The sequence below is a fragment of the Aestuariibacter salexigens DSM 15300 genome (assembly GCF_000429145.1).
Lineage (GTDB): Bacteria > Pseudomonadota > Gammaproteobacteria > Enterobacterales > Alteromonadaceae > Aestuariibacter > Aestuariibacter salexigens.
Genome location: NZ_AUBH01000002.1, coordinates 90,018 through 115,533, shown reverse-complemented (window position 1 = coordinate 115,533; position 25,516 = coordinate 90,018). Strand labels below are relative to the sequence as shown.

At 49.5% G+C, this 25,516-nt stretch carries 23 protein-coding genes; 6 read left to right on the top strand and 17 right to left on the bottom strand.

Features of this window, described 5'->3' with window-relative positions:
* Positions 1-13: 13 nt before the first annotated feature.
* A complete protein-coding gene (locus G441_RS0104705) occupies positions 14-856 on the bottom strand; it encodes a DUF2306 domain-containing protein (RefSeq protein ID WP_026375286.1) in 843 nt (280 codons plus the stop codon).
* A 166-nt stretch (positions 857-1,022) separates the two neighbouring features.
* Between G441_RS0104705 and G441_RS0104700 the strand changes: the two genes are divergently transcribed.
* Positions 1,023-2,072 carry a helix-turn-helix domain-containing protein gene (locus tag G441_RS0104700; protein ID WP_026375285.1) on the top strand — a complete coding sequence of 350 codons (1,050 nt, stop codon included), beginning with the start codon at positions 1,023-1,025 and terminating at the stop codon, positions 2,070-2,072.
* 76 nt (positions 2,073-2,148) lie between these two features.
* Here G441_RS0104700 and G441_RS0104695 read toward each other — a convergent pair whose 3' ends face one another.
* The 4 genes from G441_RS0104695 to G441_RS19155 form a co-directional block, all read right to left on the bottom strand.
* The gene (locus tag G441_RS0104695; RefSeq protein ID WP_169726044.1) at positions 2,149-2,826 is read right to left on the bottom strand and encodes a PEP-CTERM sorting domain-containing protein; all 678 of its coding nucleotides are present in this window, start codon (positions 2,824-2,826) and stop codon (positions 2,149-2,151) included.
* A 358-nt stretch (positions 2,827-3,184) separates the two neighbouring features.
* The gene (locus G441_RS0104690) at positions 3,185-4,084 is read right to left on the bottom strand and encodes an alpha/beta hydrolase (RefSeq protein WP_240485083.1); all 900 of its coding nucleotides are present in this window, start codon (positions 4,082-4,084) and stop codon (positions 3,185-3,187) included.
* A gap of 115 nt (positions 4,085-4,199) precedes the next feature.
* Positions 4,200-4,667 carry a Cys-tRNA(Pro) deacylase gene (gene ybaK, locus G441_RS0104685; RefSeq protein WP_026375282.1) on the bottom strand — a complete coding sequence of 156 codons (468 nt, stop codon included), beginning with the start codon at positions 4,665-4,667 and terminating at the stop codon, positions 4,200-4,202.
* A gap of 81 nt (positions 4,668-4,748) precedes the next feature.
* Complete coding sequence (locus tag G441_RS19155) at positions 4,749-6,236, bottom strand: glycoside hydrolase family 16 protein (RefSeq protein WP_051275335.1); 1,488 nt, start codon at positions 6,234-6,236, stop codon at positions 4,749-4,751.
* Positions 6,237-6,414: 178 nt separating this feature from the next.
* On the opposite strand from G441_RS19155, the gene G441_RS0104675 reads away from it, so the two are divergent.
* Together G441_RS0104675 and G441_RS0104670 are read left to right on the top strand one after the other, a co-directional pair.
* Complete coding sequence (locus G441_RS0104675) at positions 6,415-8,256, top strand: DUF885 domain-containing protein (RefSeq protein ID WP_240485082.1); 1,842 nt, start codon at positions 6,415-6,417, stop codon at positions 8,254-8,256.
* A gap of 12 nt (positions 8,257-8,268) precedes the next feature.
* The gene (locus G441_RS0104670; RefSeq protein WP_026375280.1) at positions 8,269-9,501 is read left to right on the top strand and encodes a M24 family metallopeptidase; all 1,233 of its coding nucleotides are present in this window, start codon (positions 8,269-8,271) and stop codon (positions 9,499-9,501) included.
* 48 nt (positions 9,502-9,549) lie between these two features.
* Here G441_RS0104670 and G441_RS0104665 read toward each other — a convergent pair whose 3' ends face one another.
* On the bottom strand, positions 9,550-11,946 hold the full coding sequence (locus G441_RS0104665) for a TonB-dependent receptor (protein ID WP_034474567.1): 2,397 nt from the start codon (positions 11,944-11,946) through the stop codon (positions 9,550-9,552).
* 282 nt (positions 11,947-12,228) lie between these two features.
* The gene (locus G441_RS17880) at positions 12,229-13,923 is read right to left on the bottom strand and encodes a GMC family oxidoreductase (RefSeq protein WP_084407273.1); all 1,695 of its coding nucleotides are present in this window, start codon (positions 13,921-13,923) and stop codon (positions 12,229-12,231) included.
* Between the two features lie 177 nt (positions 13,924-14,100).
* Between G441_RS17880 and G441_RS0104655 the strand changes: the two genes are divergently transcribed.
* Positions 14,101-14,838 (top strand): DUF1439 domain-containing protein, encoded by a 738-nt coding sequence (locus G441_RS0104655; protein ID WP_034474452.1) that lies wholly within the window; start codon positions 14,101-14,103, stop codon positions 14,836-14,838.
* On the opposite strand, the gene G441_RS0104650 is transcribed toward G441_RS0104655, so the two are convergent.
* Genes G441_RS0104650 through G441_RS0104640 form a run of 3 tightly spaced genes read right to left on the bottom strand, consistent with a single transcriptional unit; the run spans position 14,835 to position 18,210 of the window.
* Positions 14,835-16,322, bottom strand: coding sequence for a wax ester/triacylglycerol synthase domain-containing protein (locus G441_RS0104650; RefSeq protein WP_026375277.1), 1,488 nt, complete (start codon positions 16,320-16,322; stop codon positions 14,835-14,837). The two genes, G441_RS0104655 and G441_RS0104650, sit on opposite strands and share 4 nt — an antisense overlap.
* A 1-nt stretch (position 16,323) precedes the next feature.
* Complete coding sequence (locus G441_RS17875; RefSeq protein WP_084407272.1) at positions 16,324-16,992, bottom strand: TetR/AcrR family transcriptional regulator; 669 nt, start codon at positions 16,990-16,992, stop codon at positions 16,324-16,326.
* Positions 16,993-17,001: 9 nt separating this feature from the next.
* Positions 17,002-18,210, bottom strand: coding sequence for a DUF445 domain-containing protein (locus G441_RS0104640; protein WP_026375276.1), 1,209 nt, complete (start codon positions 18,208-18,210; stop codon positions 17,002-17,004).
* Positions 18,211-18,505: 295 nt separating this feature from the next.
* Here G441_RS0104640 and G441_RS0104635 point away from each other — a divergent pair, with 295 nt between their 5' ends.
* Together G441_RS0104635 and G441_RS0104630 are read left to right on the top strand one after the other, a co-directional pair.
* The gene (locus G441_RS0104635; protein ID WP_051275334.1) at positions 18,506-19,993 is read left to right on the top strand and encodes a DUF3336 domain-containing protein; all 1,488 of its coding nucleotides are present in this window, start codon (positions 18,506-18,508) and stop codon (positions 19,991-19,993) included.
* Between the two features lie 115 nt (positions 19,994-20,108).
* Entirely contained in the window at positions 20,109-20,768 is a 660-nt protein-coding gene (locus G441_RS0104630) for a hypothetical protein (RefSeq protein ID WP_026375274.1), read from the top strand.
* A 16-nt stretch (positions 20,769-20,784) separates the two neighbouring features.
* Here the strand turns inward: G441_RS0104630 and arsB are convergent, their stop codons facing one another.
* The 7 genes from arsB to fadR all read right to left on the bottom strand — a co-directional run bounded on the left by arsB (position 20,785) and on the right by fadR (position 25,436).
* Positions 20,785-21,804 carry an ACR3 family arsenite efflux transporter gene (gene arsB / locus G441_RS0104625; RefSeq protein ID WP_026375273.1) on the bottom strand — a complete coding sequence of 340 codons (1,020 nt, stop codon included), beginning with the start codon at positions 21,802-21,804 and terminating at the stop codon, positions 20,785-20,787.
* An 8-nt stretch (positions 21,805-21,812) separates the two neighbouring features.
* On the bottom strand, positions 21,813-22,529 hold the full coding sequence (arsH, locus tag G441_RS0104620; protein ID WP_026375272.1) for an arsenical resistance protein ArsH: 717 nt from the start codon (positions 22,527-22,529) through the stop codon (positions 21,813-21,815).
* 3 nt (positions 22,530-22,532) lie between these two features.
* Positions 22,533-23,003 carry an arsenate reductase ArsC gene (locus tag G441_RS0104615; RefSeq protein WP_026375271.1) on the bottom strand — a complete coding sequence of 157 codons (471 nt, stop codon included), beginning with the start codon at positions 23,001-23,003 and terminating at the stop codon, positions 22,533-22,535.
* Positions 23,004-23,012: 9 nt separating this feature from the next.
* Complete coding sequence (locus G441_RS0104610; protein ID WP_026375270.1) at positions 23,013-23,351, bottom strand: metalloregulator ArsR/SmtB family transcription factor; 339 nt, start codon at positions 23,349-23,351, stop codon at positions 23,013-23,015.
* A 138-nt stretch (positions 23,352-23,489) separates the two neighbouring features.
* Positions 23,490-24,128 carry a hypothetical protein gene (locus G441_RS17870; RefSeq protein ID WP_156896273.1) on the bottom strand — a complete coding sequence of 213 codons (639 nt, stop codon included), beginning with the start codon at positions 24,126-24,128 and terminating at the stop codon, positions 23,490-23,492.
* An 83-nt stretch (positions 24,129-24,211) separates the two neighbouring features.
* Entirely contained in the window at positions 24,212-24,571 is a 360-nt protein-coding gene (locus G441_RS0104600) for a phasin-related domain-containing protein (protein WP_026375269.1), read from the bottom strand.
* Between the two features lie 154 nt (positions 24,572-24,725).
* Positions 24,726-25,436 (bottom strand): fatty acid metabolism transcriptional regulator FadR, encoded by a 711-nt coding sequence (fadR, locus tag G441_RS0104595; RefSeq protein ID WP_026375268.1) that lies wholly within the window; start codon positions 25,434-25,436, stop codon positions 24,726-24,728.
* Positions 25,437-25,516 lie beyond the last annotated feature (80 nt).

Genomic DNA, 25,516 nt, shown 5'->3' with positions numbered 1-25,516 from the left:
TCATCGTTTCCAATTAAAACGCCGCACTAATTCTGGGTATCCACATCATTGAACTGGCAGCAAATACTCCAAGCATGGTCAGCAATGCCATACACGTCACTCCTACTGCTGCAGCTAATATCATTTTCGATGAGCGTGCCTTTTCGGCTCTGAATACAAGCTCGGCTATAGCCATTGGCAACAGATAAGATGCAAAAGAGATAGCAATATCTGCCGGACCATCAATTTGACGGGTATTGCCCAGTGGCCCCTGATTGAGCATAAACCACGCCATCAAATACAGACGCACGCTCCATACGCCATTGATTAAAATGAAGGCGTGAACAGCATAGCGCCGGTGCTCAGCAAATTTCTTGTACACCGCAGTACGCCAGGCAAAATAGACAAACACCGGAATGAGCAGACCGTTCAAGGTCACGCCAAGGGCACCAATATCACTCAGTCTGCTGCCTATACCCCAGGTCATGTAGAGACCGCTTACGGCACCGAAGAAACCGACGATGAGAAACACGCGACCATTCCAGCGATGAAACGTGCGATAGCGATTTCGAATAAAGGGCACAAGCTGCAAGGTCGCACTCATGCTGATAACCATCACGGGAATAACATGCAATAACAACACGAAATTGTTAAAGCTCTCGCCGTTTTTATAGCCTCGGATCATGTGTGAGAACTGAGATTCATCAAGCTGTCCCATAAGCCATGGCATAGTGAACTGAGCCAGAATGTAAAAACCAAACATCCATTGCCCAATGAGTACCGCACTCACCCATACTTTCACTGAACCTGACAACCAGGATTTGATGGTGTGTGACGGGTTACCTGCTGGTGTTGTTGAGATCGCTGTATCGCTCATAAAGTGTTTCATCCTATATCAATCAGATGAAGCCATTTTTCATGCGGGACGGTACGAAAACTCCGCAAATTCAGAATTTGAGAGTATGAAAATGTGATAAAACACGGATTTTGTGGCTATTTCATATGTGATAGTGTGTCGCCGTTGTTTGCCCAGTGTAGAAATCATGAACACAGACATTGTTCATAGTGTATTGCTTGTCACCTCGCTGCTTAGCATATTTGCTTTGCTCCTTTTCAAACCTAAGCGTTTAGAGCACGGGTTATTTGCGATTTTGGCACTGTCACTTTTATTGCTGGCGAGCAGTGAGCTGCTGCCGGCATCCTTTGCTGTTGAGCAACAATTAGTAGCACTTGGCACATTTGCCACCTGCAACGTCTTTTGGTTGCTCGCCCGAACGCTATTTAGAAAAGGTAAAGCACTTTCCACTCAGCACTATGTCCTCGCCGGTGTTATCGCGTTGCTTATTCTGCTGATGCGCAGTCTGGATATCTTTGTTTCATTGCAGTGGATTGAGCAGGATACCGTAGCATGGTTTAAACGCTCTCTTAGTGAATTACTCAAGCTGCTGTCCTCAGCCGTACTGCTGTTAGGATTCTGGGAAGCAATAAGGAGTTACTCTTCCAGCAGTAAGTCGCTGCGTCAGCAGAAGATGCTGTTTGCCAGCACCATGTTGATAGCCGTTATCAGTACCCGCATCGTTGTGCCCAGCCTGCCCATGTCAGCGGAAATGATAGATATCATTTACCTGTGGGTCAGAAGCATTGCCGCCTGTTGTATTTTAGTATCAACCTATGCGGTATTGTGGATGCAGTATCAGCATCGGGAGGCACTGGGATTCAATCGCATTGCTGAAAATGATGAGCAAGATGAAAATGCGGTCTTACTTCAATCCATTAAGCAACTGATGACAGATAAGCAACTTTTTCTGCAACCAGAACTGAAAATGATTGATGTTGCCAACGCGCTAGGCGAGCCCGAATACAAGATCAGTAAGGTATTAAGGGAAAAATCCGACTACGACAATTTTAATCATTTTGTGAATCACTACCGCATCGAGTACGCCAAGCGCCTGTTAACCAGTGAGGACAGTAAACAATGGACGATACTGGTGATCAGTATGGAATCGGGCTTTGCCTCACTGGCGACCTTTAACAGGGTTTTTAAATCCCATCAGGGCTGTACGCCCAATCAATATCGTCAGGTAGCGTCATAACACAAAAGTTGCAAAAAGTGGATGCTAAGCGCGCCCGGAGCAGACGCGCTGTGGCCTTTAAGAATATTCCCTGCGCCTAACGTGTCTGCTTTCGTCGCAACATTCCAATAAAGCCTACCAATAACATCATCAAAACAGAGGGCTCTGGAACGCGGGTCAACTCTACGTTATCAAAAGCGACTCGGGTCAATTCACCTGTCTGTAAAATGGGCCCCATCGCCAATGCTATACGAATGCCCGTTGTAGCACTTAAGCCAAAAGCATCGCTGGTAATGAACTCAGGAATTTCCACCACCGAGGTGAGTAGCTCCTGTAACGTAATGGATTCGGTTAATTCGACTCTGACTGCACTTGAAAAGTCAACATCGGTGATACCACCCCACACGCCGCTGTTCCCGTTTCTGAATGCAAGCTCAATAAAACTTCTCGCGTATGTGTTTTGTCTATCAAGAAACTGAGCCAGCACTTTAAGCTGAATAAGGTCGCCCGGGCTAAAGTCGGAACCATCCAACGCTACTGTTTGAAACAACACGGCGTAATCGCCAATGTTAAGAAATTCACTTGTCAATTGCCCTGAGGCGCTGCCAAGTATCGCAGGGCCGCCAATAGATGCGGTGGGAGTGCGCTGCCACATGCTTGTGTCCAGATCCTCAAAATCACCGTTTAACAATAGCGCCGCCTGAGCCTGCCCCACTACTAAAACACACGCACACAACACACCATAGATACTTAACATTCGATTTAACTTATACACAAACATCTTCCTCAAACAGATGGATAGATCTGAAAACGAAATGGATAGTTGGTAGGAAAACTGATGATGAAAACTGCGTGGCAGGTGCATTCAGGCGAATAAATCGAAGAAGTACTGTCACAAGACATCTTTCCTTGTAACCAGATACACATTAGCTATACCCATGTACCTATAGTTACCTAGAAGTCAAATCAGGCATAATTCACGCCAGAATAAAAATAGCAATAAAAATCAACTAATTAAATTTAACTTAGGCAAGATTACTCAGTAAATTTCAGAACAGTTGTAAAGAAAGCTGACAGTAAGTCTTATCGCACAAAGCAGCGCTGGCATGTGGTGGCTATGCCATCATTTGTGCTTAGTTCAGTAAAAATACCAATGGCACATGTAACCTCGCAGCCCAATCCTCTTCCTTGTGCGCTGCGCTTTTAAAGTAGTGCGTTTGCCATTCAATATCGGGGCTCGCCAACTTTCGCAAGGCATCGTCAACAGATTGCTGTAACGGTGGATACAGCGCATCTAACGTGGCATCACCATAGTCAAAATACAATTTATGGTTGCCACCTTGCGGAAGGTGCGCTGTCAGATAGTCTTTAAAGATTTCAGGCAGAGGGTTGCCTTGTATATCAAAGATACCCGGCCAATGGGTAGATATCGCCGCGGCACCACCAAACACGTCTGGGTACTCAACCAATGCGTACCAGGAAATTAACCCTCCCATACTCGAGCCTGCGATAAAGGTTGAGTCAACGTCCGGGTTGGTTGCATAGAGCTTGTCGATAAAGGGCTTCAGTTCTTCGACCAAATAGCGAAGATAGTTGTCGGAATAAGGAGTCTGCGTGAACAGCGGTTGGCCGGGCGAACGCTGTAGTTTCAGATAATCGTTTTGTTTGTCCTTGGATAAACATTCAAATGGCTTTTGAGGAAAATATTCGCTGTGCCTGTTCGCGCCACCATTATGCACTCCCACAACGATGAAAGGTGGTGTTTTATCTTCGTCTTGTAAACGTTGCGCAGTATTGGCAACCTGCCAGGACTGTTTATTCCAGGTAGTGCTTGCATCAAACAGCATCTGCCCATCATGCATATACAGCACGTTATATCGCGTCCCTTTTGCTGGATACCCCTCTGGTAGCCACACATCCACATCGCGCATAGGCACATGTTTTGATTCAAGTGAGGAAATTCTCTCGACACGGCCGACATCAACGCTTGCGGGTTGATGAGCATAGGCCATATCGAAAAGTAAAAAAGTCACAAAGAAGAGTGCGTACGAACGTAATGAATCCATGCAGGTTTAACAGAGAAAATTTGCGTTAATCACACTATAGACGCTGCAAAACTAAACTGGGCATGAATACGTATGCGGGCGCTTATTGCGCCAGCTCACAAAACCTGCCTTTAGTGATATTTCGTAAATCCTCGGGTGCTAATTCGATCTCCAGTCCCCGCCGCCCTGCACTTACGTATATCGTGTCAAGAGACTGTGCTGACATATCGATGAAGGTGGGCAGGCGCTTTTTTTGACCCAACGGGCTTACGCCACCCAGAACATAGCCGGTAGCGCGCTCAACATCGTCCGGCTGTGCCATTTTTGCCTTCTTTGTCCCTGCTGCTTTAGCAATGTGCTTCATACTCAGCTTAGATGCGACTGGAATAATGCCGACAACCAGCTCGCCGCTGTCAATCTGCACCACCAGGGTTTTGAAGACTCTGGATTGATCAATGCCAAGTTTTTCAGCAGCCTCTAATCCATAAGACTCAGCACCCGCGTCATGCGCGTACTCGTGGATGTGAAAGACAAGTTTTGCCTGTTTGGCCTGATTAATTGCAGGGGTCATTGATTGGCCCGGTCAATTTTTTAACATGTATGGTTTACGGTCCCTCTCCGTAGCATCGAGGGACCGCAAAACTTTACAGACTTATTCTAGTCGAATGGCGTCAAAAAGAATGTCAGCCTGAGGGAAGTTACCGTCCGCATCCTGTGGATTCCATAATGCGAACGGAATAGCAACCTGATCGAGCGACAGTCCCGCGGCGGTAAAGTCAGCAATTGGGATCCTGAACTCTTCCCAGCCGTTGCCTAGGTCCGTCGAGGTGTAGTCCTGTAAAAACAAGGATGCATCGCTGGATTGATTCGCGCCTTCCAGCTTCAGCTCAAGTGCGACGACAGACTGAGGACGATGCATCGCAAACACCAAATCCGCATCAGCGTATGCCGATAGATCGGCCGGCGTTTGCATCAGGATCCATGCGCCGCCCCAGGTGCCGCCTGGATAGGCAAACTGCACGCTGTTATCACCGTCTACTGCATTATCCGAGTTGTACCAGTCAGGCTCCCCACCTGCCCCAAAGCGGGCAAATTCAACCTCACCAAAAGCGGTGAAGCCGGTCTGAATCGCAGCATTTGGATCGGCGTCGCCCGCTGAGCCACCAACGGTTTCTTCTTCAAGATTAAGCTCAGGTGGTGCTTCTGGAGTAAAGCCATCCTGTGAATACGCGCGCACATAATCCACATACATGGTCTGCGGAAATACGCTGGAGTCATCCGGATTACCCGGTAGTCTGCCGCCAACCGCTACATTTAGCAGGATATGGAAGCTGCGCTGAAACTCCTTCATGCCATCGGTCAGCATAATCGAGTGGGCTTCATTACCATCCACGCTGAACGTCAGCATCTCAGGCGTCCAGTCGAGCATAAACTCATGGTAGCCCTCACTGAATTTGGTCGCATTCAGGTATTCCTGACCGTTTACCTGATAAGACTGATTTTCATCCACGTAATGAATGGTATGAAAGGTTTCATCGGGTTTGTGTCCGACCAATTCCATAATGTCTATTTCACCTGAGCCGGGCCAGCTGACCTCATCTATATTATCGCCTAGCAACCAAAACGCCGGCCACAGTCCCTGAGATTCAGGTAACTTAATGCGCGCCACAATCTTGCCATAGCGCACGCTGACTTTATCTTCGGTGGTTATCCTGGCGGATGTGTAACCCCCCTGCCCATCGTCGAGAGCGGTGATCATCAGCACGCTCTCGCCATCGTCCTCGCCTATCGATACATTGTCCGCGTTACTGGTATAAATCTGCAGTTCGTCATTACCCCAACCTGGTGGCAGGTCAAAATCCGTACCATCGCCGGTTTCATAATTCCAGGTATCAGTATCCAGTTCCGGACCATCAAATTCATCCTGCCACACCAGCGTGTATCCATCGATATCACTGCCAGTAGGCGTAGGTGTGGGTGCAGGAGTCGGCGCTGGAGTGGGGGCTGGTGTAGGTGCGGGTGTTGGCTGCGGGGTTGGCGTCCAGTCTGGCGCATCAGGCGGAGCGACATCCGAGCCACCACATGCTGATAATAACGCCACACACACAGATGAAAGGGCGAACGAGCGGACCTTGTTCATGATTTTGTTCCTTTTTAGCACCGGCTTCTTCACAAGCCATTAACATTCCAGTGTGCAAGTATGTCATATCCACACGCCATCAGACCGATGTGCCATCCGCTTAGCGGCCCCAGCAGTCCAGTTCATCGCGTTTCTACAGGAATTGACAACACCGCCTTGCCTGTGTGCAGAATGAAGCATGATGATTTACCGCGACAACACGATGCTTCGACTTATTCTGCTCTTGTCAATTTTATTGGTCAGCGCTGGCAGCCTGGCTCAGCCCAGCACTTCCCTATCCCTTGAAGATTGGTTTGCTGTAAAATATGAGGAATACCTTCAGTTCTCGCCTATGACACTGACCCGGCTGGGGCGTAGAGACCTTTACGACAGCATTGATGACATGAGCGAAGCTGCCGATCTTGCCGAGGTCAGTTGGTTTCGGGATGCTGCTGCTGAGCTTCGCGATAACTATGATTATCAGGCACTGTCAGCGCAGCAGCAGACTTCTTATGACGTGTTCCTGCAGCAGGCTGAATACCGGGAGCTGGCCTATCAGTATCGCTATAACCGCTTTATCTTCCATCAGATGGAGGGCATTCATGTCCGGCTGCCCAACTTTTTAATTAATAATCATAAGGTTTCAACAGCACATGACATGCAAGCCTATGTCAGTCGTATCGGCGGCATTGGTCGCGCCATAGAGCAGCTTCTGGTGCGCGCAAAACTGCATGCTGAGAAAGGCGTCAGGCCACCACACTTTTCCTACACCGAAGTGATTGAACATTGTCAGAATTTATTGTCTGGTCGTCCGTTCAACAACGCTGAGTTTGACGCCCCCGTATTCGCAGATGCAAAACAAAAAATTGCGACACTGATGAACAATGACGTGATCACAAAGGCTCAGGCAAGCGCGTTCGAGCAGCAGGTTATTGCGGCATTACAAACGCAATTCCAACCCGCCTATCAGAATGTTATTCGCTGGCTGCAGGCCGATCTTGCCAATGTTGCTAAGGTCGCCAAAGGGGTCGGCGCATTGCCAGATGGCGCAAACTACTACGCTGCCACGTTAAAAATACAAAATACCACTGACATGACTGCAGATGAGATCCATGAACTCGGTATGCAGCAGATTAAACGTATCCGCCAGGATATGCAGGCCATCATGAAACAAGTGGGGTTCAAAGGGTCGTTGCAGGACTTCTTTTCACACGTTAAAGATAATAAACAGGATCGGCGCTTTTTCTATCCTGATACCGATGCAGGTCGTGAGGCTTACCTGCAGGATTCCAGAGATTATCTGGCCTTTATTAATCAGTCCTTAGGCGATTATTTTGGCGTGCTGCCGCAGGCTGATTTGGTGGTCAGGCGCGTTGAGCCATTTCGCGAGCAGCCCGGCATGGCGCAACACTACAATTCCGGCACGCCAGACGGTTCAAGGCCCGGTACCTACTATGCGCACCTGTCTGATATGACCGCCATGCCCATTATCGAGATGGAAGCCGTTGCCTATCATGAGGGCAATCCGGGCCATCACATGCAAATTTCCATTGCTCAGGAGCTGACCGGAGTGCCGAAGTTTCGTACCCAGGCCTCATTCAATGGCTTTGTCGAGGGATGGGCGGTCTATTCCGAGCTACTGGCTAAGGAAATGGGTGCATTTCAGGCCCCCTATTCTGATTTTGGCAGATTGGTGTTAGAAATCTGGCGGGCCATCCGGCTGGTCGCGGATACCGGCATCCATGCCAAAGGCTGGACCGAAGAGCAGGCGTTCAACTTTTTTAAGCAAAACTCCCCTCGCTCAGAACAATCCATGCGTGCCGAGGTACGTCGCTATTTTGTCTGGCCCGGACAAGCCACGGCCTATATGATTGGCCGCCTTAAAATTCTCCAGCTAAGGGAGCGGGCCAAACAGGCGCTTGGCGATAAGTTTGATATCCGTGCGTTTCACGATGAAGTGCTAGGCGGTGGTGCCCTGCCCCTTTCTATTCTGGAAAAACGTATCAATCAATGGATTGATACACAGCAACATACACTCTGATACAGGCAGGCTATGCAGACAGATAAATTACCGGTAGGCGTTGGCGGCGCAACGCCGCAGGAAGCTCTCGATAAATTGAAGAACATGACATCTGATGTCATGCCGATTGGTGAAGAGGAATACCGCCAGCGGCTCAGTAAGGCGCAGCATTTTATGCAGGTGCATGGTATTGATGCCATGTACCTAAATGCGGGTACTAACCTGACCTATTTCACCGGCCTACAGTGGTATCCAAGCGAACGTATGGTTGGCGCAGTACTGCCGGCACGTGGCGATGTGCAATATATCGTGCCGCACTTTGAGCTTGGCTCTATTCATGACGCGTTGGTGATTGATGCTTCACTGGCCCTGTGGCACGAGCATGAAAACCCCTATCAGCTGTTATTCCACGTATTCACCAAATTAGGAATAGAAAAAAACGCCACGATTGCGATTGACGAAAGCACACCGTTTTTCATCGTTGATGGTCTGAGAACGGTTAACCAGACATTCTCTCTGGTCAACGCGCAGCCGGTTACCGCGCATTGTCGCATGCATAAATCTACAAATGAGCTTGCGTTGATCCAACGAGCCATGGACATGACTCTGGAAGTACATAAAGCGATGGCAAGTATTTTGCGCGAAGGGATCACCACTACCGAAGTACAGAACTTTATCAACCAGGCACACAAACAGGTTGGCGCCACTGGCAGTTCGTTTTGTATTGTCCTGTTTGGCGAGGCGACCTCGTTTCCGCATGGCGTCAAAACACCACAAACACTGCAATACGGCGATGTGGTGCTGATTGACACCGGCTGCAGACTGCATGGCTATCACTCAGATATCACCCGCACCTATGTGTTTGGCGAACCCACTGATTACCAGCGAGGCATGTGGCAACACGAAAAGGCGGCCCAGCAAGCCGCGTTTGATGCCGCACAGTATGGTGCTACCTGCGGTGACGTTGATGCGGCTGCCAGGACTTACCTACAGTCAGTTGGACTGGGGCCAGAGTACGAACTGCCTGGATGTCCACATCGCACCGGGCACGGATTAGGACTGGATATTCACGAGTGGCCTTATCTGGTCAAAGATAATCCAACGGTACTGGCACAGGGCATGTGTTTCAGCAATGAGCCTATGCTGGTAATACCTGGGCAATTTGGTATCAGGCTGGAAGATCATTTCTATATGGGCGAGAAAGGCCCATGCTGGTTCACAGCGCCGTCACACAGTATTGATGATCCCTTTGGCCTGCACGTCTGATAGTAAAAAGCCCGCATGAAGCGGGCTTTTTCATTATCACACCAGTTTTTACTGGAAGTGCATGCGGAAGGTCACACCAAACGTGCGTGGCTGATTCGTTCTGAATGCCAGACGTGCACGACCACCGCGCTCGCGGTCAAATGACAGCAGTGCATTCTCATCCAACACATTGTTGATGTAGAACAGCATCTCCCAATCCTCATACACCAGACCAGCAGACAGGTTCACTATACTGTAGCTGCCCAATTCCAGATCCAGGTTGGTTTCTTCCGTGCCTCGTGCACCACCAAACGGCAGGCCCGATACGAAACGTCCTGCACCCTCTACCTGGTCACTAGGCTGCGTGAAACGCGTACCCACATACTGCCATGAGGCCGAGAAGTAGGTGTCGTCTGATTCAAACACCGGCTCTGACAGGTTGTAGGTTGTGGCAATGGCAAACTGACCTTCTGGTACAGAAGCCAGACGGTTACCTTCTGCAACACCGCCCAGTACGGCACCCGAGCTGTCTACTACAGTGGTATCAAACTCAGACTGGATGTAACTACCCGCAAAGGATACGAACAGGTTGTCCGTCGCCTGCTTGGTGATCTCAAATTCAACACCGGTAGTGTGCGCTTCAGGCACGTTGAATGAGATACGCGAAGAACACGAACCTGCGTCCAGCGTCACCTGCAAGTCTTCTATATCGTTGTAGAAGGCTGCGAAGTTGGCTGTCCAGCCACGTTCGATAGTTTTGAAGCCTACCTCGTAGTTGACCAGTTTCTCGTCATCGTAGTCCTGGAAGCTACCGAAGGTTTCCAGGTCGGATGGGTTACACAAGGTTGCGTTAAGCGGATCGTTTACCCCGCCAAGACGGAAGCCTTGCGAGATCTGTGCGTTAACGCTGGTCGCCTCATTCAGCTTGTAGTTAGCAATGATACGAGAGTTAATACCATCTGACTCGGTTGAATCCGTCTGGTCATCGCCGTTGGCGAACAGACCACCTGACAAGAAGCGACGTGTCTCTTCATAGTCATACCAGCGTGTACCAAATGTCAGACCCAGCTTGTCGTTAACCTCATAATTGAGCTCACCGAATACAGAAAGCTGCTCGAGATCATAGGGCAAGTCTGCAGAATACGGCGAATCGACCGGTGCAATGCCATTGGCAACGGCTGCTGATGTACCAGCTCCGAAGCCTGCGTCCACATAGGCGTCATAACCCGGGGTCGGTAAGCGCTGGCTGTACTTACGCTGGGTATCTGAGTAGAACATCCCCACTAACCACTGCAGCGCATCGCCGGTATTCGAGGCCGCGCGGATTTCTAACGTGTCCTGTTCGACAGTGGTACGGTCCTGCAAGTTTGACGGCAATAATACGGCAGCATCCGGGAAGCCAAGGTCTACGCTGACACTACCGGTCAGAGCACTGGCGTCACGGGACACCAGAATGTCACGGTCTGTGTAGCTGTACACTAAGGTGTAGTCGACAGTATCCGTGGTCAGTTCTGCGGTTACGTCAGCGATCAGCGTATCGTCTTCAAAGCCTTCCTCGAGCAGCAGATACTGCTCACGCTCACCTAGCTGGATAGCCGGACGCGCGCTGGTGTAGGGGTTGGCAAACAGGTTGAATACTTCCTGACGGTTGAAGCCGTCCATGTTGATTTCCTGAAACACCAGACGAGGCGTGATTTTCAGGTTATCGGTTGCCTGCCATGCCAAGGCGACGCGACCACCGGTGCGGTCACCGCCATTTACATCGTTGTAGCGGGCACCGTTTTCACCGAGCGCATCGATGAAGCCTGCATATTCTGTGCTGTAAAACACACCGCGGAATGCCAGTGTGTCATCGTTCAATGGCGCGTTGACCATAGCCTTCAAATGGCCACCTGTATCACCATCGGTGACGGTGTTGACGTTGGCTTCAACCGACGCTTCAAAAATCCCGAATTCAGGCTGATTGGTAATGTAACGTAGCGTACCGCCAATCGAACCCGAGCCAAACAGTGTGCCCTGTGGGCCACGCAGCGCTTCTACGCGGGCCAAATCGAACAGGTCGAGATCAGGTGTAAACAGTGACAAGGAGATCACGCTCTCATCCAGATACACGCCAACCTGTTCTTTTACACCAGGCTGGTCACGGACAATCTGACCGGCCGACACGCCACGCATGGCGACCTGGCTTTGTCCCGGCCCCAGGTTCTGGATGGACACACCCGCGACGTTGCGGGTCAGATCTTCCAGGCTGGTTGCACCGGAACGTTCAATGTCTTTCTGGGTTTGCGCATTGATCGAGAACGGCACGTCCTGAATACTTGTAGAACGCTTGGTTGCCGTTACCATAATGCGTTCAAAATCGTCGTCCTCAGAATTTGCTTCCTGCGCTATCAGCGGTGCGCATAATAGCGTACTGATCGTTGTTGCTAATATCGTACGGTTAAGATGTTTTTGTTTTATAGGCATGTTTTTTCCTTTACCGGCGAGTGCCGGGTAAGTTGTGTGTGTGTCTGTTACGCCTTTAACCACGACGCAGGGCAATGTGTGCAGCATTGTCCTGCGGCTATCACGCGCGACTCTGCTAAGCATAAGACTCGGCAGAATATCGAGCTCATACAAAGGTTTATCAGTTAACACCGTCTGTTGCAAGCGTGTAGACAGGGAAATTGTTACAAATGTGTAAAGAGTAAAGCGGCATTCACATTTGCTGTGAAAGCCGCATCGTTGTTTGCCTATCGACGGATAAGGTCAGGACGTCACGACCTCTCGAAGCGGCGTGTCGTCGGTGCTGTCGATAATAGACTGTTGAGGCGTGGTAAGTGCTTGCAGCTTGCGACTCTGTTTGATCATATCAGCCGCCTTTTCCGCAATCATGATAGTAGGCGCGTTGGTGTTACCACCAATCAATGAAGGCATAACCGATGCATCAACGACCCTTAAGCCATCCACGCCTTTGACCCGCAATTGTTCATCAACCACGCTGGTTGGATCATCTGCCTGCCCCATTTTGCAGGTGCCAATAGGATGATAAATGGTTTCACTGTTGCTGCGGATAAACTCCAGCAATTGCTCATCGCTCATCTGATCAATGCCGGGACTCACCTCGCGCCCAACATACTTCGTGAACCCCTGTGACTGAAGAATTTCACGGGCTTTTCTGATCCCCTCTATCATGACTTGGGCGTCATCTGGATGCTCCAGATAGCGCGGATCAATTAGGGGGTGATCGTCTGGGTGATTACTTTGCAGGCGAATCTCACCGCGGCTTTTCGGGTACAGATTACATACGTGTATGCCAAATCCGTAACCGGTTTGAATCTGACGACCATGATCTTTCAGGATAGCCGGCAGAAAATGGAACTGGATATCCGGATCGTCAGAAGCGAGCGAGCTTTTCATAAAACCACCGGCTTCTGCAATATTAGAAGAGAGAATGCCTTTACGCTTAAATAGATACTCAAACGCCGCACCGATATATTTAGGCAGTGCCGACGCTGCCACTGCATACCCTTCATGGGCTTTACAGTAATACTGCACAATGGCGTCAAGGTGGTCCTGAAGATTCTGTCCCACGCCAGGCAGGTCAACCTGCACATGAATACCTTTATCCTGCAGGTGTTCGCGTGGACCTATGCCTGACAGCATCAGAAGCTGTGGCGAATTGATAGCGCCGCCGCTCAAAATCACTTCCTGCGCGGCTGCCAGGCGCTGTACTTTGCCATTACGGCGGACCTGCACGCCCTGTGCTTTGCCCTGCTTGATGATAATGCGCTCAACCATACAGCCAGTCATAATGGTCAGATTTGGACGTTGTCGTGCATCTGACAGATAGCCCTTAGCGGTCGAACAACGCTGACCGTTCCGCTGAGTCACCTGATACAGGCCTAGCCCTTCACGTTTGTCGCTATTGAAGTCACTGACTTTTTCTAAACCAACATTATCTGCGGCATCAACAAAGGTTTGAGAAAGCTCATCAACCTGACGCAAATCGCTGACCGTCAAAGGCCCGCCGACGCCATGAAACTCATCGGGGCCGCGCTGCTGGTCCTGGGCTTTTTTGAAATACGGTAGAACAGACTGCCAATCCCAACCAGACGCGCCCTGAGCAGCCCAGTTATCGTAGTCGTTACTGGCACCACGGATATAACACATGGCATTAATTGAGCTGGAGCCGCCCAGCGTTCTGCCGCGCGGCCAAAAGAGTTCGCGACCATTCAGATTAACCTGAGGTGCGGTGTTATATCCCCAGCCGATACCTTCTATTCGGCTTATCAAGGACAACCCAAAGGGAATGTGAATAAGAGGATTACGATCCTTACCGCCTGCCTCCAACAAGCAAACGCTGACCTCAGCGTCTTCACTAAGTCGATGCGCCAGGGCCGCGCCAGCGGAGCCTGCGCCGACAATAATATAATCAAACTGTGTAGGGAGTGTGGTAGACATAAGAAAACTCACTGCTCTGACATCCTACCAGTCTAGCAAAAAAGGCCACCATGCGTTAGCAAAATGTTAACACCTATTACATTTCACCAACGTGATACCAATAGAGCGCCTATTGACAAGCCCAGCGTGCCGCCTACACACTTGCGACATCGCTAACTTTACTAGGCAGAAACGGTCTTGCAACACTTTTCCTGGCGTGAGAAATGGCAAATCTTGCTTGCCAGATTGTTGATTAAAAGTCGACGACTGACCCATGATGCCTACACCATCACTGAGCTTAATGCGCTATTGGCCGGACATTTCCCGCGCAGTATGGAAGTTGAGGTGCCGGTACCGGTCGGGCGCGGCGAACTCACGTTGCACAAGGCAGAAGTTCACCTCGACGAACAGCGACAGCGTATTGATGTGCAAATCCTCGCTAGTCTGGCTATCAGCGCGGTCGGCAATCCGTTATATCGTGCCCATTTGAATGTCATCATTGCAGCCCGCCCACACTATGAAGCGCAGACCACCAAAGTGATGATGCAAGATATCGAAGTCAAAGATATCTATTTGATAGACGATGATTATGCCTTATTGAATGACAGCACCGCGGTATTAGATAAACTCTTACCTATTCCGGTAGCAGGATTATTCGCCACCACGCTCAAAGGACCATTTAAGGGCGCCATTAGCCTGCTGACCGCCGGCGTATCAGAACAGGCGCTACGTTATGTCAGGTTGTATTTTGATGGCAACAAACAGCGCGTGCTGGACTATCACAAACCGCAGCTTCAACAGCTTGTCACCGAACTGGCCGAGCAGGAGCATTTTGAATACACCATGGATCAGACGGACTGGCAGGAATACCTGTTTGCTAAATGGGGTAAACGCGTGGTGATTGAAAACAACGAGCTACGTTTTCGATTCGATTAATCCGTATTGGCATAAGACAAGCGCGCGATATCGTGATGCTCATCACCGGTCATCTCTTCGGTAATGATCGACTGCGGTACTTCCGGATTATGCTCGCCAATGTCATCAATATTGAGCGTTGGATCGTCAATTGAACGTTCCAGCATCTCAAACGCCTCAGCAAAATACTCAGCCAATGGCTCAAGAGACTCCACCTTTCGGTTGGTACATACGATGCCAACGTTGGCCGTGCCATCGTAGGACATCAGTGTAATATTTACCCCCCCGCCCGGTGTCATGGTAGAGATGGGATACACCGCCAGCAGCTCTGCGTCTTTCAGGTAACGAGTTTCTTCCGGCCCGGGCACATTAGAGATCAGAATATTTGCAATCGGTTTGACCCAATCCGACAGTCGAAACACTTCAAACAGCAGGGCAAATGACTGAATCAAGATAGTGTAGTAGCTGAATGCGCCGGGACGGGCGTGCATAGCAGCATATTTAACGATGCGATGGTTGGCGATAATTTGCCGCATGCGCAAGTATGGATCATGCTCATCATGCGCCAGCTCTACCGGTACAATGGCAATTTTATTGCCGCCAGTGTGGTCCCCCGGTTTGCGCAGGTTAATTGGCATGTTGGTAAACAGCGCCTTTTCAAAGGTTTGCCCATAGTCCTGCAAGAATCTGTGTACGCCGATATCAAAGGCAGTCAGCAGTATTTCATTGGCGGACGCCCTAGCCCGTCTGCCCAGCGCTTTAACCCGATTAAAATCAATATCCATGGTCGATACACAGCGCCCTTTCTTGACCTGACCTGTCAGCACCGTGCGTGTACCAGTGAAGGGTACGGGCATGTAGTGGCGGTTGATTCTTAGGATCTTCATAAAGATGCGGATCAGCACGATCAAGAGATCTTTGACCACATTGATAAATTCCCAGGCTCCGCGCACGATCTGCTTGAAAATGTTAGGTTTCGGGCGCTCACGTCGTTTACGTTTGCTATACCACAGCGGCGTCAGCTTATCTGATGGCTCAGTGAGGTAGCCGGCCTGGAACCAGCGCACCAGTGTCGCGCCGTCGCCATAGATGTGATGTATTTTGGCATAAATCGCAAAAGTGTCGGACTTATCATCGCTGATAAGGTGAAACTGCCAGAGCGGTTTGTCTCGGTCGAGTATTTCTTCATGCAATCTGGCGATAAATTCGTGTAGCGCTTCTCTGTCCGTCACGTCATCGACATGGTGCATTTTGATATGGTAATCCATATCAACCTTGTCGACGGTTTTGAGCATCAGTGGAAAGCGCAGAAAACTGACCACCCGACAGTTAAAGGGTTCGCTGGCTTCATTGTGCTGTTTCGCTTCATGGTATAAGTCAGACACGTACGACGCTGAGGCATTGGCTGGTTTTTTGATGATCTGCAGACAGGCGACATGCTTAGGATTATCTTCTGACTCAGTGATCCAGAAGGTTTTATCTAAAAATGTAATCTTCCTGGCCATATCAGTTTTCCTGTAAGGCTTGTCTGACTGAATCATCAACCAGACCACCCATAGCATGCTCGGCAACCGCCGCTTGCAAATTTAATAACTCTTCACTGTCTATCGACAGATAAGGCAAACAAGCTGCCAGAATCATTGCCAGACTGCGGTAGACCTGATGGGACTCATCGATGCCCTTCAGCATATAAAAGTTTGTCGACTGCGAAAACACCAGGCTGAAGACTTCTACCAATTGCGACTGCTGTGCCGCTCCGGCATTAAACTGTTGGTTATCAGCAAATTGGCGGATCTGACGTTCAATCACTGCCTCCTGGGTGGCAATCAGTTTAACAAACCCCTTGTGAATATCCGGATACTTGTCGGCCAAATCGGCCGGACTGCGATAGAAAAACTGGAACAGATGGATTTTCTCGAGGATCAGATACACGTAATAAAAGAATTCCTCAACGCTCAGTTCTCTTCCGATGGATGCGTTGAGCAGTTGTGTCATCTGCTTTTGATATAACTCAAACAAGGCCGAAACGATAATTTCCTTGCCTTTGAAGTGGTAGTACAGATTACCGGGACTGATATCCAGCTCCATGGCAATATCAACGCTGGTGACATTTGGCTCGCCATGTTGATTGAACAGCGCGAGTGACGTGACTAATATCCTTTCCGCTGTTTTCACCGACGCCTCCTATATCCCCATTAGGTAAAGCTGCATAAACCCTGCAAGCATACCAAGGATGGCACCGGTCACGATCAGTTTCCACTCATCCTGCTGATAAGCGGGGCGTAATACACCCTCAAATTCTTCCGGAGACAGGGCCTGCATGCGCTCACACAGATCATCGCCAACTCTAAGGGCCTTATTCGCATACTCATACGCGTAGTGTAGATATTTGTCTGAGTTATCAAACATTTGTTTGACAGCAAGCTGTTTCATTCTGAAGTAGTTTTCTGAGCCCACACCCAGTGCGAAATAGGGCTGGGCGATTGCGACGTAGCGTTCAATCGCATCGTTAACGTGCAGTTCAATGAGTTCAAGAAGCTGTTCAGAACCCGAGCCATTGAGAATGATATCGGTAATGTTTTTGGGGTTGATAAGCTTCTGTTCGATAATGTCTGAATACACTCTGGACACTTCGTTCTGACGTTTCAGGAAAGTGCCCTGCACGGTTAGCGGCCCCACTTTTATAGGCTGCTTCGGTTCAAAAATGATTTTGATGGCTATCCAGTTAGTTGCATAGCCAACGATCAGCCCGCCAAGTGGCAAAATCCACCATGCCTGATAAAAATACCAGAAGGCCGCGGTGGCCAGACCAAACAGGAAACCAAAATACAATCCGGAACGTTCAATAAACGGAAACTCTTTATCGCCGGCAGTCAGGAAAATCTCGTTAATCAGCTCGGGCTTATCAACCAGCTGATTTACCACCAGCTCCTCAATATTAAGGATCTCGTCAATGTTGTGCTTAAAGTCGTCGACCATTTTTGCCACGACGTTTGGGATATCCGCTTCAATGCGTGTGTAGACCAGGTTTTTTCCCTGCACTGGCAAACTGGCCCATAGCGTTGGCGCAGACTCTCTCATCACATCGTTGACAATCTTACGCACCACCTGTTTGAGGCGCCGCTGAATAGATTCTGTCAACTTATCGGGATCCAAACGCCCAGCCAGCTCTTGTACGCTGAGCAATTTGCCCAGTACCAGTTCGACCTCAATCTCAGCCATTTCACGGCGCTTGGCGGGGATCAGTCCCTGCCAGCCAAAAATGGGCCGAATGCCGATAAACTCAATAGGATAGAACATCATCTTGACGGCAAGATAATTAGTTGCCCATCCAACGATCGCGCTAATCAATGGTATGGATAACAGGCTTAAATTTTCGAGGATCCAATCCATACAGGAAGCACTGCGCCTTAAGATTATTTGAAGTTGTGGCTGGGGCCCAATCGCCCCACAGAAAGGCTATCGATTGCCTGCGCAATGGTCAATCACTAATGTTTGCTGATCGGCGATAAAGTGGCGATCGTGGCGCCAATACGTCTAAAAAATACGCGATACTGCATAAATCTCCATCATTCAGTGAACTTATACCTATGCGTCAGTGTTCTAAATGTAAAATGTATGTTATTTGGTAGCGCTTTCTAATTTTTAGCATTAGATTCCATACTAAGCAGTCTATGAGGGTCTTACCATGCCACTACTGACCAGCCGGTTATCCGAGCTCGAAAAAGTGATGGAGCACGCGTCAAACTACGACGAATACACCGAGGCAGCGGCCGAACATGATGAACTGTCCGGTGCCGTCGAGTGGAAAGCCAAAGAAGCGTGCCGCGAGTACGACTACCGTCTGATCCGTAAACGGGTACAGCGCATGAAGCTGGCCAAAAGCCGTGGCGACGCCATTGGACTGATGTCCATTCTGCATGAGGGGATCCATGGTAACCTTGGCAACATTGCTAACCCGGCACTCAACCATCAGGCCAAGCTCGGCACCAAGCTGCTGATTGAAGAATTTATTGCACAAGTGTGCGAGGCGCTAGACTTTATCTACGAAGCCGATGAGAACGAAGTCGACTTTTACGAGAAGCTGCACTTTTTTGAAGAGACTGCACACGCCTTTGGACGCAGCTGTCTGATGTTAAGCGGTGGTGCAGGCCTCGGCTTCTTCCACTGTGGCGTAGTGAAATCATTAAATGAGCACGATTTGCTGCCAGGCGTCATTTCTGGTGCCAGCGCAGGCTCCATCATTGCGGCTATGGTCGGCACCCGCACCCATGATGAACTGCTTGAATGCGTGAACCCAGAGTTCATATATGAAAAATTCCACTCCTGGCGACTGTGGCGTGGCATTAGCAAGCGCGGTTTACTTAACAGTCGCAACCTTGAAAACGCGCTGATTGAACTGTTTGATTTAATGACCTTTGAAGAGGCGTTTCAGAAAACCGGTAAGCACATCACGGTCACCGTTTCACCGGCCGATTTGCACCAATATTCCCGTTTGCTCAACGCCAAAACATCGCCCAATGCCATTATTACCCAGGCGGTGCGTGCGTCCTGCGCAGTACCGGTAATTTTCGACCCGGTGCAGCTTAAAGCCAAAGCTGCTAACGGTGATATTCTGCCCTACATTCCCAACCGACGATTTGCCGATGGTTCACTGATGGCGGATATGCCGTTTAGCCGTCTGGCGCGCTTGTACGGTGTTAACCACAGTATCGTTAGTCAGACTAACCCTATCGCTGTACCCTTCTTGTCCAGAGAGCGAAAGCACAGCGACAGTATTGGTTCAAAAACCATGCGTCACCTGGCTAACCTGGCCAAAATGAACAGCGTATTTGCCTTTGATGTGATGGAAAACCTGACCTCAAACAAAGCTGCGAAGCTTGCTTTACATAAGGTACGCTCGGTCATCGAACAGCAATACGTGGGCGATGTAAATATCCTGCCGGATCGAAACCTTGGCAACATCAGCCGTATTCTCTCTAATCCGACATTAGCAACCATTACCGATTTGATTGAAAGCGGTGAGCGTGCCACCTGGCCGCACATCAATACTATCAAGCGCAATATTGCCATCAGCACAACCTTCCGCAAGCACCTGAAAGCGCTGAAAGAAAGGGAGGCCAGAGTACTGGGCCATCCCGGCCGTTTATCTGTGGTGGAAAAACGCAGCGCCTGATAAAGAACTCAGCGGTGGCAACATTACCTTTGCCACCGCTCATTTTTTCGTCACGCATTAACTAACTGGTCTACACTAATTGCAGAGGTTTGGCTGCTTGCATGAGGTGTGCCCTATGCGCTTTGTTTTGTTTACACTTGTTATCATTGCATGGAATGTTCAGGCGAATTCGTCAAAGTCTTTCCTGGTCGGATATTTAGATCATCCTCATATCGTTGAATACTACTTGCCCATCATTGAACAGGCTTACAGCGACATCGGTCAGGATATTGAGCTGATTGCGGTCGGCTCGAAACGCGGCATGACAATGCTTAATCAAGGACTGATTGACGCCGATGCGACCCGATTTGAAAGCACCGCTGCGCAATTTAAAAACGTCATGATCGTGCCTCCGCCTTTGGTTGAAGCTTACTTTGACCTGTATTGTGTTCAACAAACGGTGTGCGACAGCTCAGTGCTGAATGATCCTGAGCAAACGCTGGCGACCTATTACGGCCAGCTTGATGTCATCCATGCCCGTTATCCAGAGATTAAGGCAGAGCTTTTTACCTTGGATTCCATGAGCCAGGTTCAGCGACTGCTCATGCAGGGACGGCTATCTTATGCACTGCTGCCCAGTGATGCGCTGACGCGGCAAGAATACCCAGAGTTTTCGTATTACACCGTGGGGCGAGAATCCACCTATCATGTAATACATAAAAAGCATGCGCATTTGGTAGACGCCTTATCAAAAGCTCTGGCGCAACGAATCGAGCAGGCCAGAGCTTCTCAATAACTAAACACTAGGCAAATCAGCCCGGAAACCAATGTCGAGTGCGGTTAGCAAACCACACCAGCGATAGCATGACCGGCACCTCAACCAGCACGCCAACGACAGTGGCAAGGGCAGCACCAGAGTGCAGGCCAAATAGTGAAATCGCTACCGCCACGGCAAGTTCGAAGAAATTGGATGTGCCAATCATGCAGGCAGGTGCTGCCACGTTGTGCGTCAGCCTGAGTTTTTTCGCAATTAAATAGGCGATAGCAAATATGCCATAGGTCTGGATCAACAGCGGGATAGCGATCAGCACAATAGCCTGCGGGTTGGTCAGTATAGTTTGTGACTGAAATCCAAATAGCAAGACCACGGTCGCAAGCAGACCGATAATAGACCAGGGTTTCATGCCCGCCAGGAAATGATTCAAGCGGGAATGGTCACTGCCCCTATCCAACTTTTTGCGCGTGATTGCACCAGCAATAAGCGGGATAACCACATACAACACTACGGATAAAAACAGCGTATCCCAGGGTACGGTGATATCTGTTACGCCAAGCAATAACCCAGCGATGGGCGCAAACGCAAAAATCATGATGATATCGTTAATCGACACCTGCACCAGCGTGTAATTAGGGTCGCCTTTGGTTAACTGACTCCACACAAACACCATTGCCGTGCAGGGCGCCACGCCGAGGAGGATCATACCGGCGATATATTCACTGGCAGTTTGCGGGTCAACCCAGTCGGCAAACAGGCCTTTAAAAAATAACCAGCCCAGCGCCGCCATGGTAAAGGGCTTTATCAGCCAGTTGATGATTAGCGTAAGCGCCAATCCTTTGGGTTTTTTGCCGACATCTTTAATGGAAGAGAAATCAATCTGCACCATCATGGGGTAGATCATTAGCCATATCAGCACTGCAATGACCAAATTTACCCGGGCATATTCAAATCCGGCGATTAGCTGGAAGACCTCTGGTATGGCACTACCCAATACAATACCAACGATGATCGCTAACCCTACCCAAACCGACAGGTAACGTTCAAAAAGTCCCATATTTGCTCCTAACTGGCTCGCTGATTAACACGCTGTCGAAGTTGCTCGGCCGTTTCCACCCGTTCAGAATATCGGTCGACGAAATAGTCTTTGTTATCCCGAAGCAGCAGTGTGAATTTCATCAATTCTTCCATCACGTCGACGATGCGGTTATAAAATGCCGACGGTTTCATTCGGCCTGACTCATCGAACTCAAGGAAAGCTTTAGGCACGCTTGATTGATTTGGAATGGTCACCATACGCATCCAGCGGCCCAGCACACGCAGTTGATTGACCACATTAAAGGATTGAGAACCGCCACACACCTGCATGACGGCCAGGGTTTTGCCCTGGGTTGGACGCACGCTGCCGATGCTGAGCGGTACCCAGTCAATCTGACTTTTGAAGATCCCGGTCATCGCGCCATGACGCTCTGGTGAACACCATACCTGCCCTTCTGACCACTGCATTAGCTCACGCAATTCCTGCACTTTTGGGTGCGTTTCATCACCACTGTCAGGCTGGGGCAGTCCCTCAGGATTAAATATCTTTACTTCTGCGCCAAACTGAACAAGCAAGCGTGCGCTCTCCTCAATAACCAGTCGGCTGAAAGAGCGTTCACGCAACGAGCCGTACAACAGCAAAATACGAGGGGCATGCTGACTGGGCGCAGACTGACACTTTTCTAACGTTGGTGTATCCAACTGCTCACTGTCCACATTGGGTAAACTCAGATCGTTTAACATCGGTTATTTTGCTCCTAGCGCGGCAAGTGCTTCACGAAGCTGCTGTGCCGTCATTGCTTGGTTAGCGAGCGGCATGAGCTTATTCACGCGTTCAGTAATTTCGGCGATACATGCTCGAAATCCGTCGGCCTTTTGTTCCTCCGAGCCTTCAATTTTTGAAGGGTCAGACAATCCCCAATGCACTTTGACGGTGTTGCCGAACCACACAGGGCACGCTTCACCCGCTGCAGAATCACACACTGTCACAACCACATCGGGGGCGAAGTCTTCAAATTCATCCCAGGACTGACTTTGCAAGCCCGCTACGGGAATGCCTGCTTCCTGCAAATAATGAATCGATAACGGATGAACCTGACCTGACGGCTGACTGCCCGCGCTCTTTGCAATAATTGCCCCTTGCGAGACATGGTTGGTAATGGCTTCGGACAAGATACTGCGGCAACGATTGTGCGTGCATATATAGAGAATTTTCATGTAGTGTTCCTAACAACAAAGGGAGTCTGAAGCCTGCTGTGCGGTATGCAACTTGGCCAAAGCTTCAGAAAAATACGGTGTGTTTTTTGCCGCTGACAGGGAAATAAGTTCCGTTGCCCAGTCGGGCAGGTTGGCATGGAGCCGGTAATAGACCCATTTTCCTCTGCGTTCATCCTGCAATACCCCACACTTTCGTAGTTCTGCGAGGTGGCGGGACACCTTAGGCTGCTCCAGATCCAATGCGGTCATCAGATCGCAGACACACACTTCCTCGAGTGCCTGGATGATATAAACGGATTTGAGTCTGGTGTCGTCTGACAGACACTTAAAAAGCTGTAATGGGCTCATGGCATTGCTAACGAGAACTTCACATACGAAAAATCATATATATGAAATTTCATATGTCAACAGATATATTTCGCAATGGTGAAAGGAAGGCAAAAAAAAGCCCGCTATCGCGGGCTAAGGAAGGGAATCGTTAAAGCGTTACTCTTTACTGTCATCAGCAGGCTTGTCTGCCGCTTTGCTTGCTGTTTTCGTTGCTGTCTTGGCTGTCGAAGCACGCTTTGTTGTCGTCTTGCTCGCCGAGGCGGCGCGCTTACGCGTTGTGGTCGCCTTTGCCGCAGGCTTTGAATCTGATGCTGCCGTCGCACTTTTGGTTGTTGCAGCCGTTTTGGTTGAGGCAGCTTTACGTGTCGTTGTCTTCTTGGCCGCAGGCTTTTTAGCCGCAGTTGCAGCCGGTTTGTCGGCCTGCGCACGCTTTTCTGCAGCCTTCATCGCCGCCAGTTTGGCAACGACCTCGACCAAATTGTCGACTTTAGTCGACAACTCATCGAGCTTCTTTTCGCGCTTGTCTTCTACCAATCCAAATTTAGCCAAAAAGCTGTTGAAAGCTTGGTCAATCATGTTTGTCCCCTTTAAGGTGGATGTAAAGTTGGCCCTGGTTGTTGCCACACGCGCTTTCAGCTGTGCTTCAACCACTTCGCCTCTTACCAGCAGACCATTTATAAAAGCGTTGGATCCTTGGTATAGCTCATCAGCGCGCTGTGTCAATGCCTCTGCACTTTTCATGACAGAGCCCATACCTGCACACTTAAATTGATTCGCTTTTGTCATTGTGCTCATCTTCACTCTCCTCGCTTTTATAAACAGTCGTTGCCTGACTCGAGATAGTTAAAGCCCGGCGTGGCCGGGCTTTAAGCAATGCTTTACTTGCTAGCAGCCAGCTTAGCAACAGCTTCAGTCAGAGCGTCGATTTTCGCTGACAGCTCGTCGATGCGCTGGTCAGTGTTATCGTTGTCCAGACCCAGCTTCTTGCGTACGTCCGCCACGCGCTCTTCAACTTCATTAGTTGTCGCTTTGAACTTGCCTTTCGCTTCTGCTTCAAGACCTTCGCCTTTAGATACAAGCTCTTCGAAAACTTTGCTCGCGTCAGCGCTCAACTTCTCGTAACGACCTTGTGCTTCGTCGATGCTCTTGCCGTATGCACCCAAACCTGCCAACCAGATCTTACGTGCAAACTCTTCTGCTTCAGAAACTTTAGCTTTGAACTGTTCAGTCTTAGTCATGATATTTTCTCCTAATGGTGCCCTGAATTGGGTATCAATCTTTAGCCTGGAGAAAGAATAAATTTTGCAATTAGAAAGCACATACTAAAAAGGCGAAAAATTTGAATTTTTTTCGCCTTTTTATATAACACATTGATTTTATTGAAGATAAAAATCAGTCAACGAGGTCCTTTGGCATGTCCATACGAATCTCCTGCCAAATCTTGCCACTTTCGATACCGTACGAGCGAATAACATTCGGTACTGCTTCATAGTCGCCCTTCTCGGCAAGGTCGAGCAACGCCTGGTAGTAATCTTTCGCCACTTGTCGGGACTTCTCAAATGAGAAGAAGTAACCACCTATTCTGGAATACAGGCCACGGAAGCCGTTCATCATCAACACGAAGACAGGGTTACCAGAGGCAAACGCCAGATCGTGCAGCATTCTGTAATCGTACTCCGCAAAAGCTTTACCGTCCTCCTCCACATCACGGTAGCGCTGCAGCAGTTCTTTGGATTTTTCAGGGTTATTTCGAATCGCACCGCGTATAAATACGGCGCTCACGTTTGTGCGCGCAGCCAACAAGTTGTCGACCAGCTCGGGAATGCCATCCTGATCCAACCTCGCAAGTGTTTCCAGAATGTTCAGACCACAGGTTTCCCAGAAATTATTTACGCGGGTTGGCTTGCCATGTTGAATGGTCAGCCAGCCATCACGGGCAAGTCGCTGTAACACTTCTCTCAGCGTGGTACGCGTCACACCAATTAACTCAGATAGCTCACGCTCAGCGGGAAGAATGGTTCCTGGAGGGAAACGTCCGCTCCAGATTGATTCGACGATGTACTCTTCGGCGAACCCTGCGGGACTCTGCGCTTTATAGATCATTCAGCAACCGTGTATTGTTTATCATTATTGTAATCTCAACTGATTGTACCAGATGAATTTAACTTGTCACTGTGAATGTA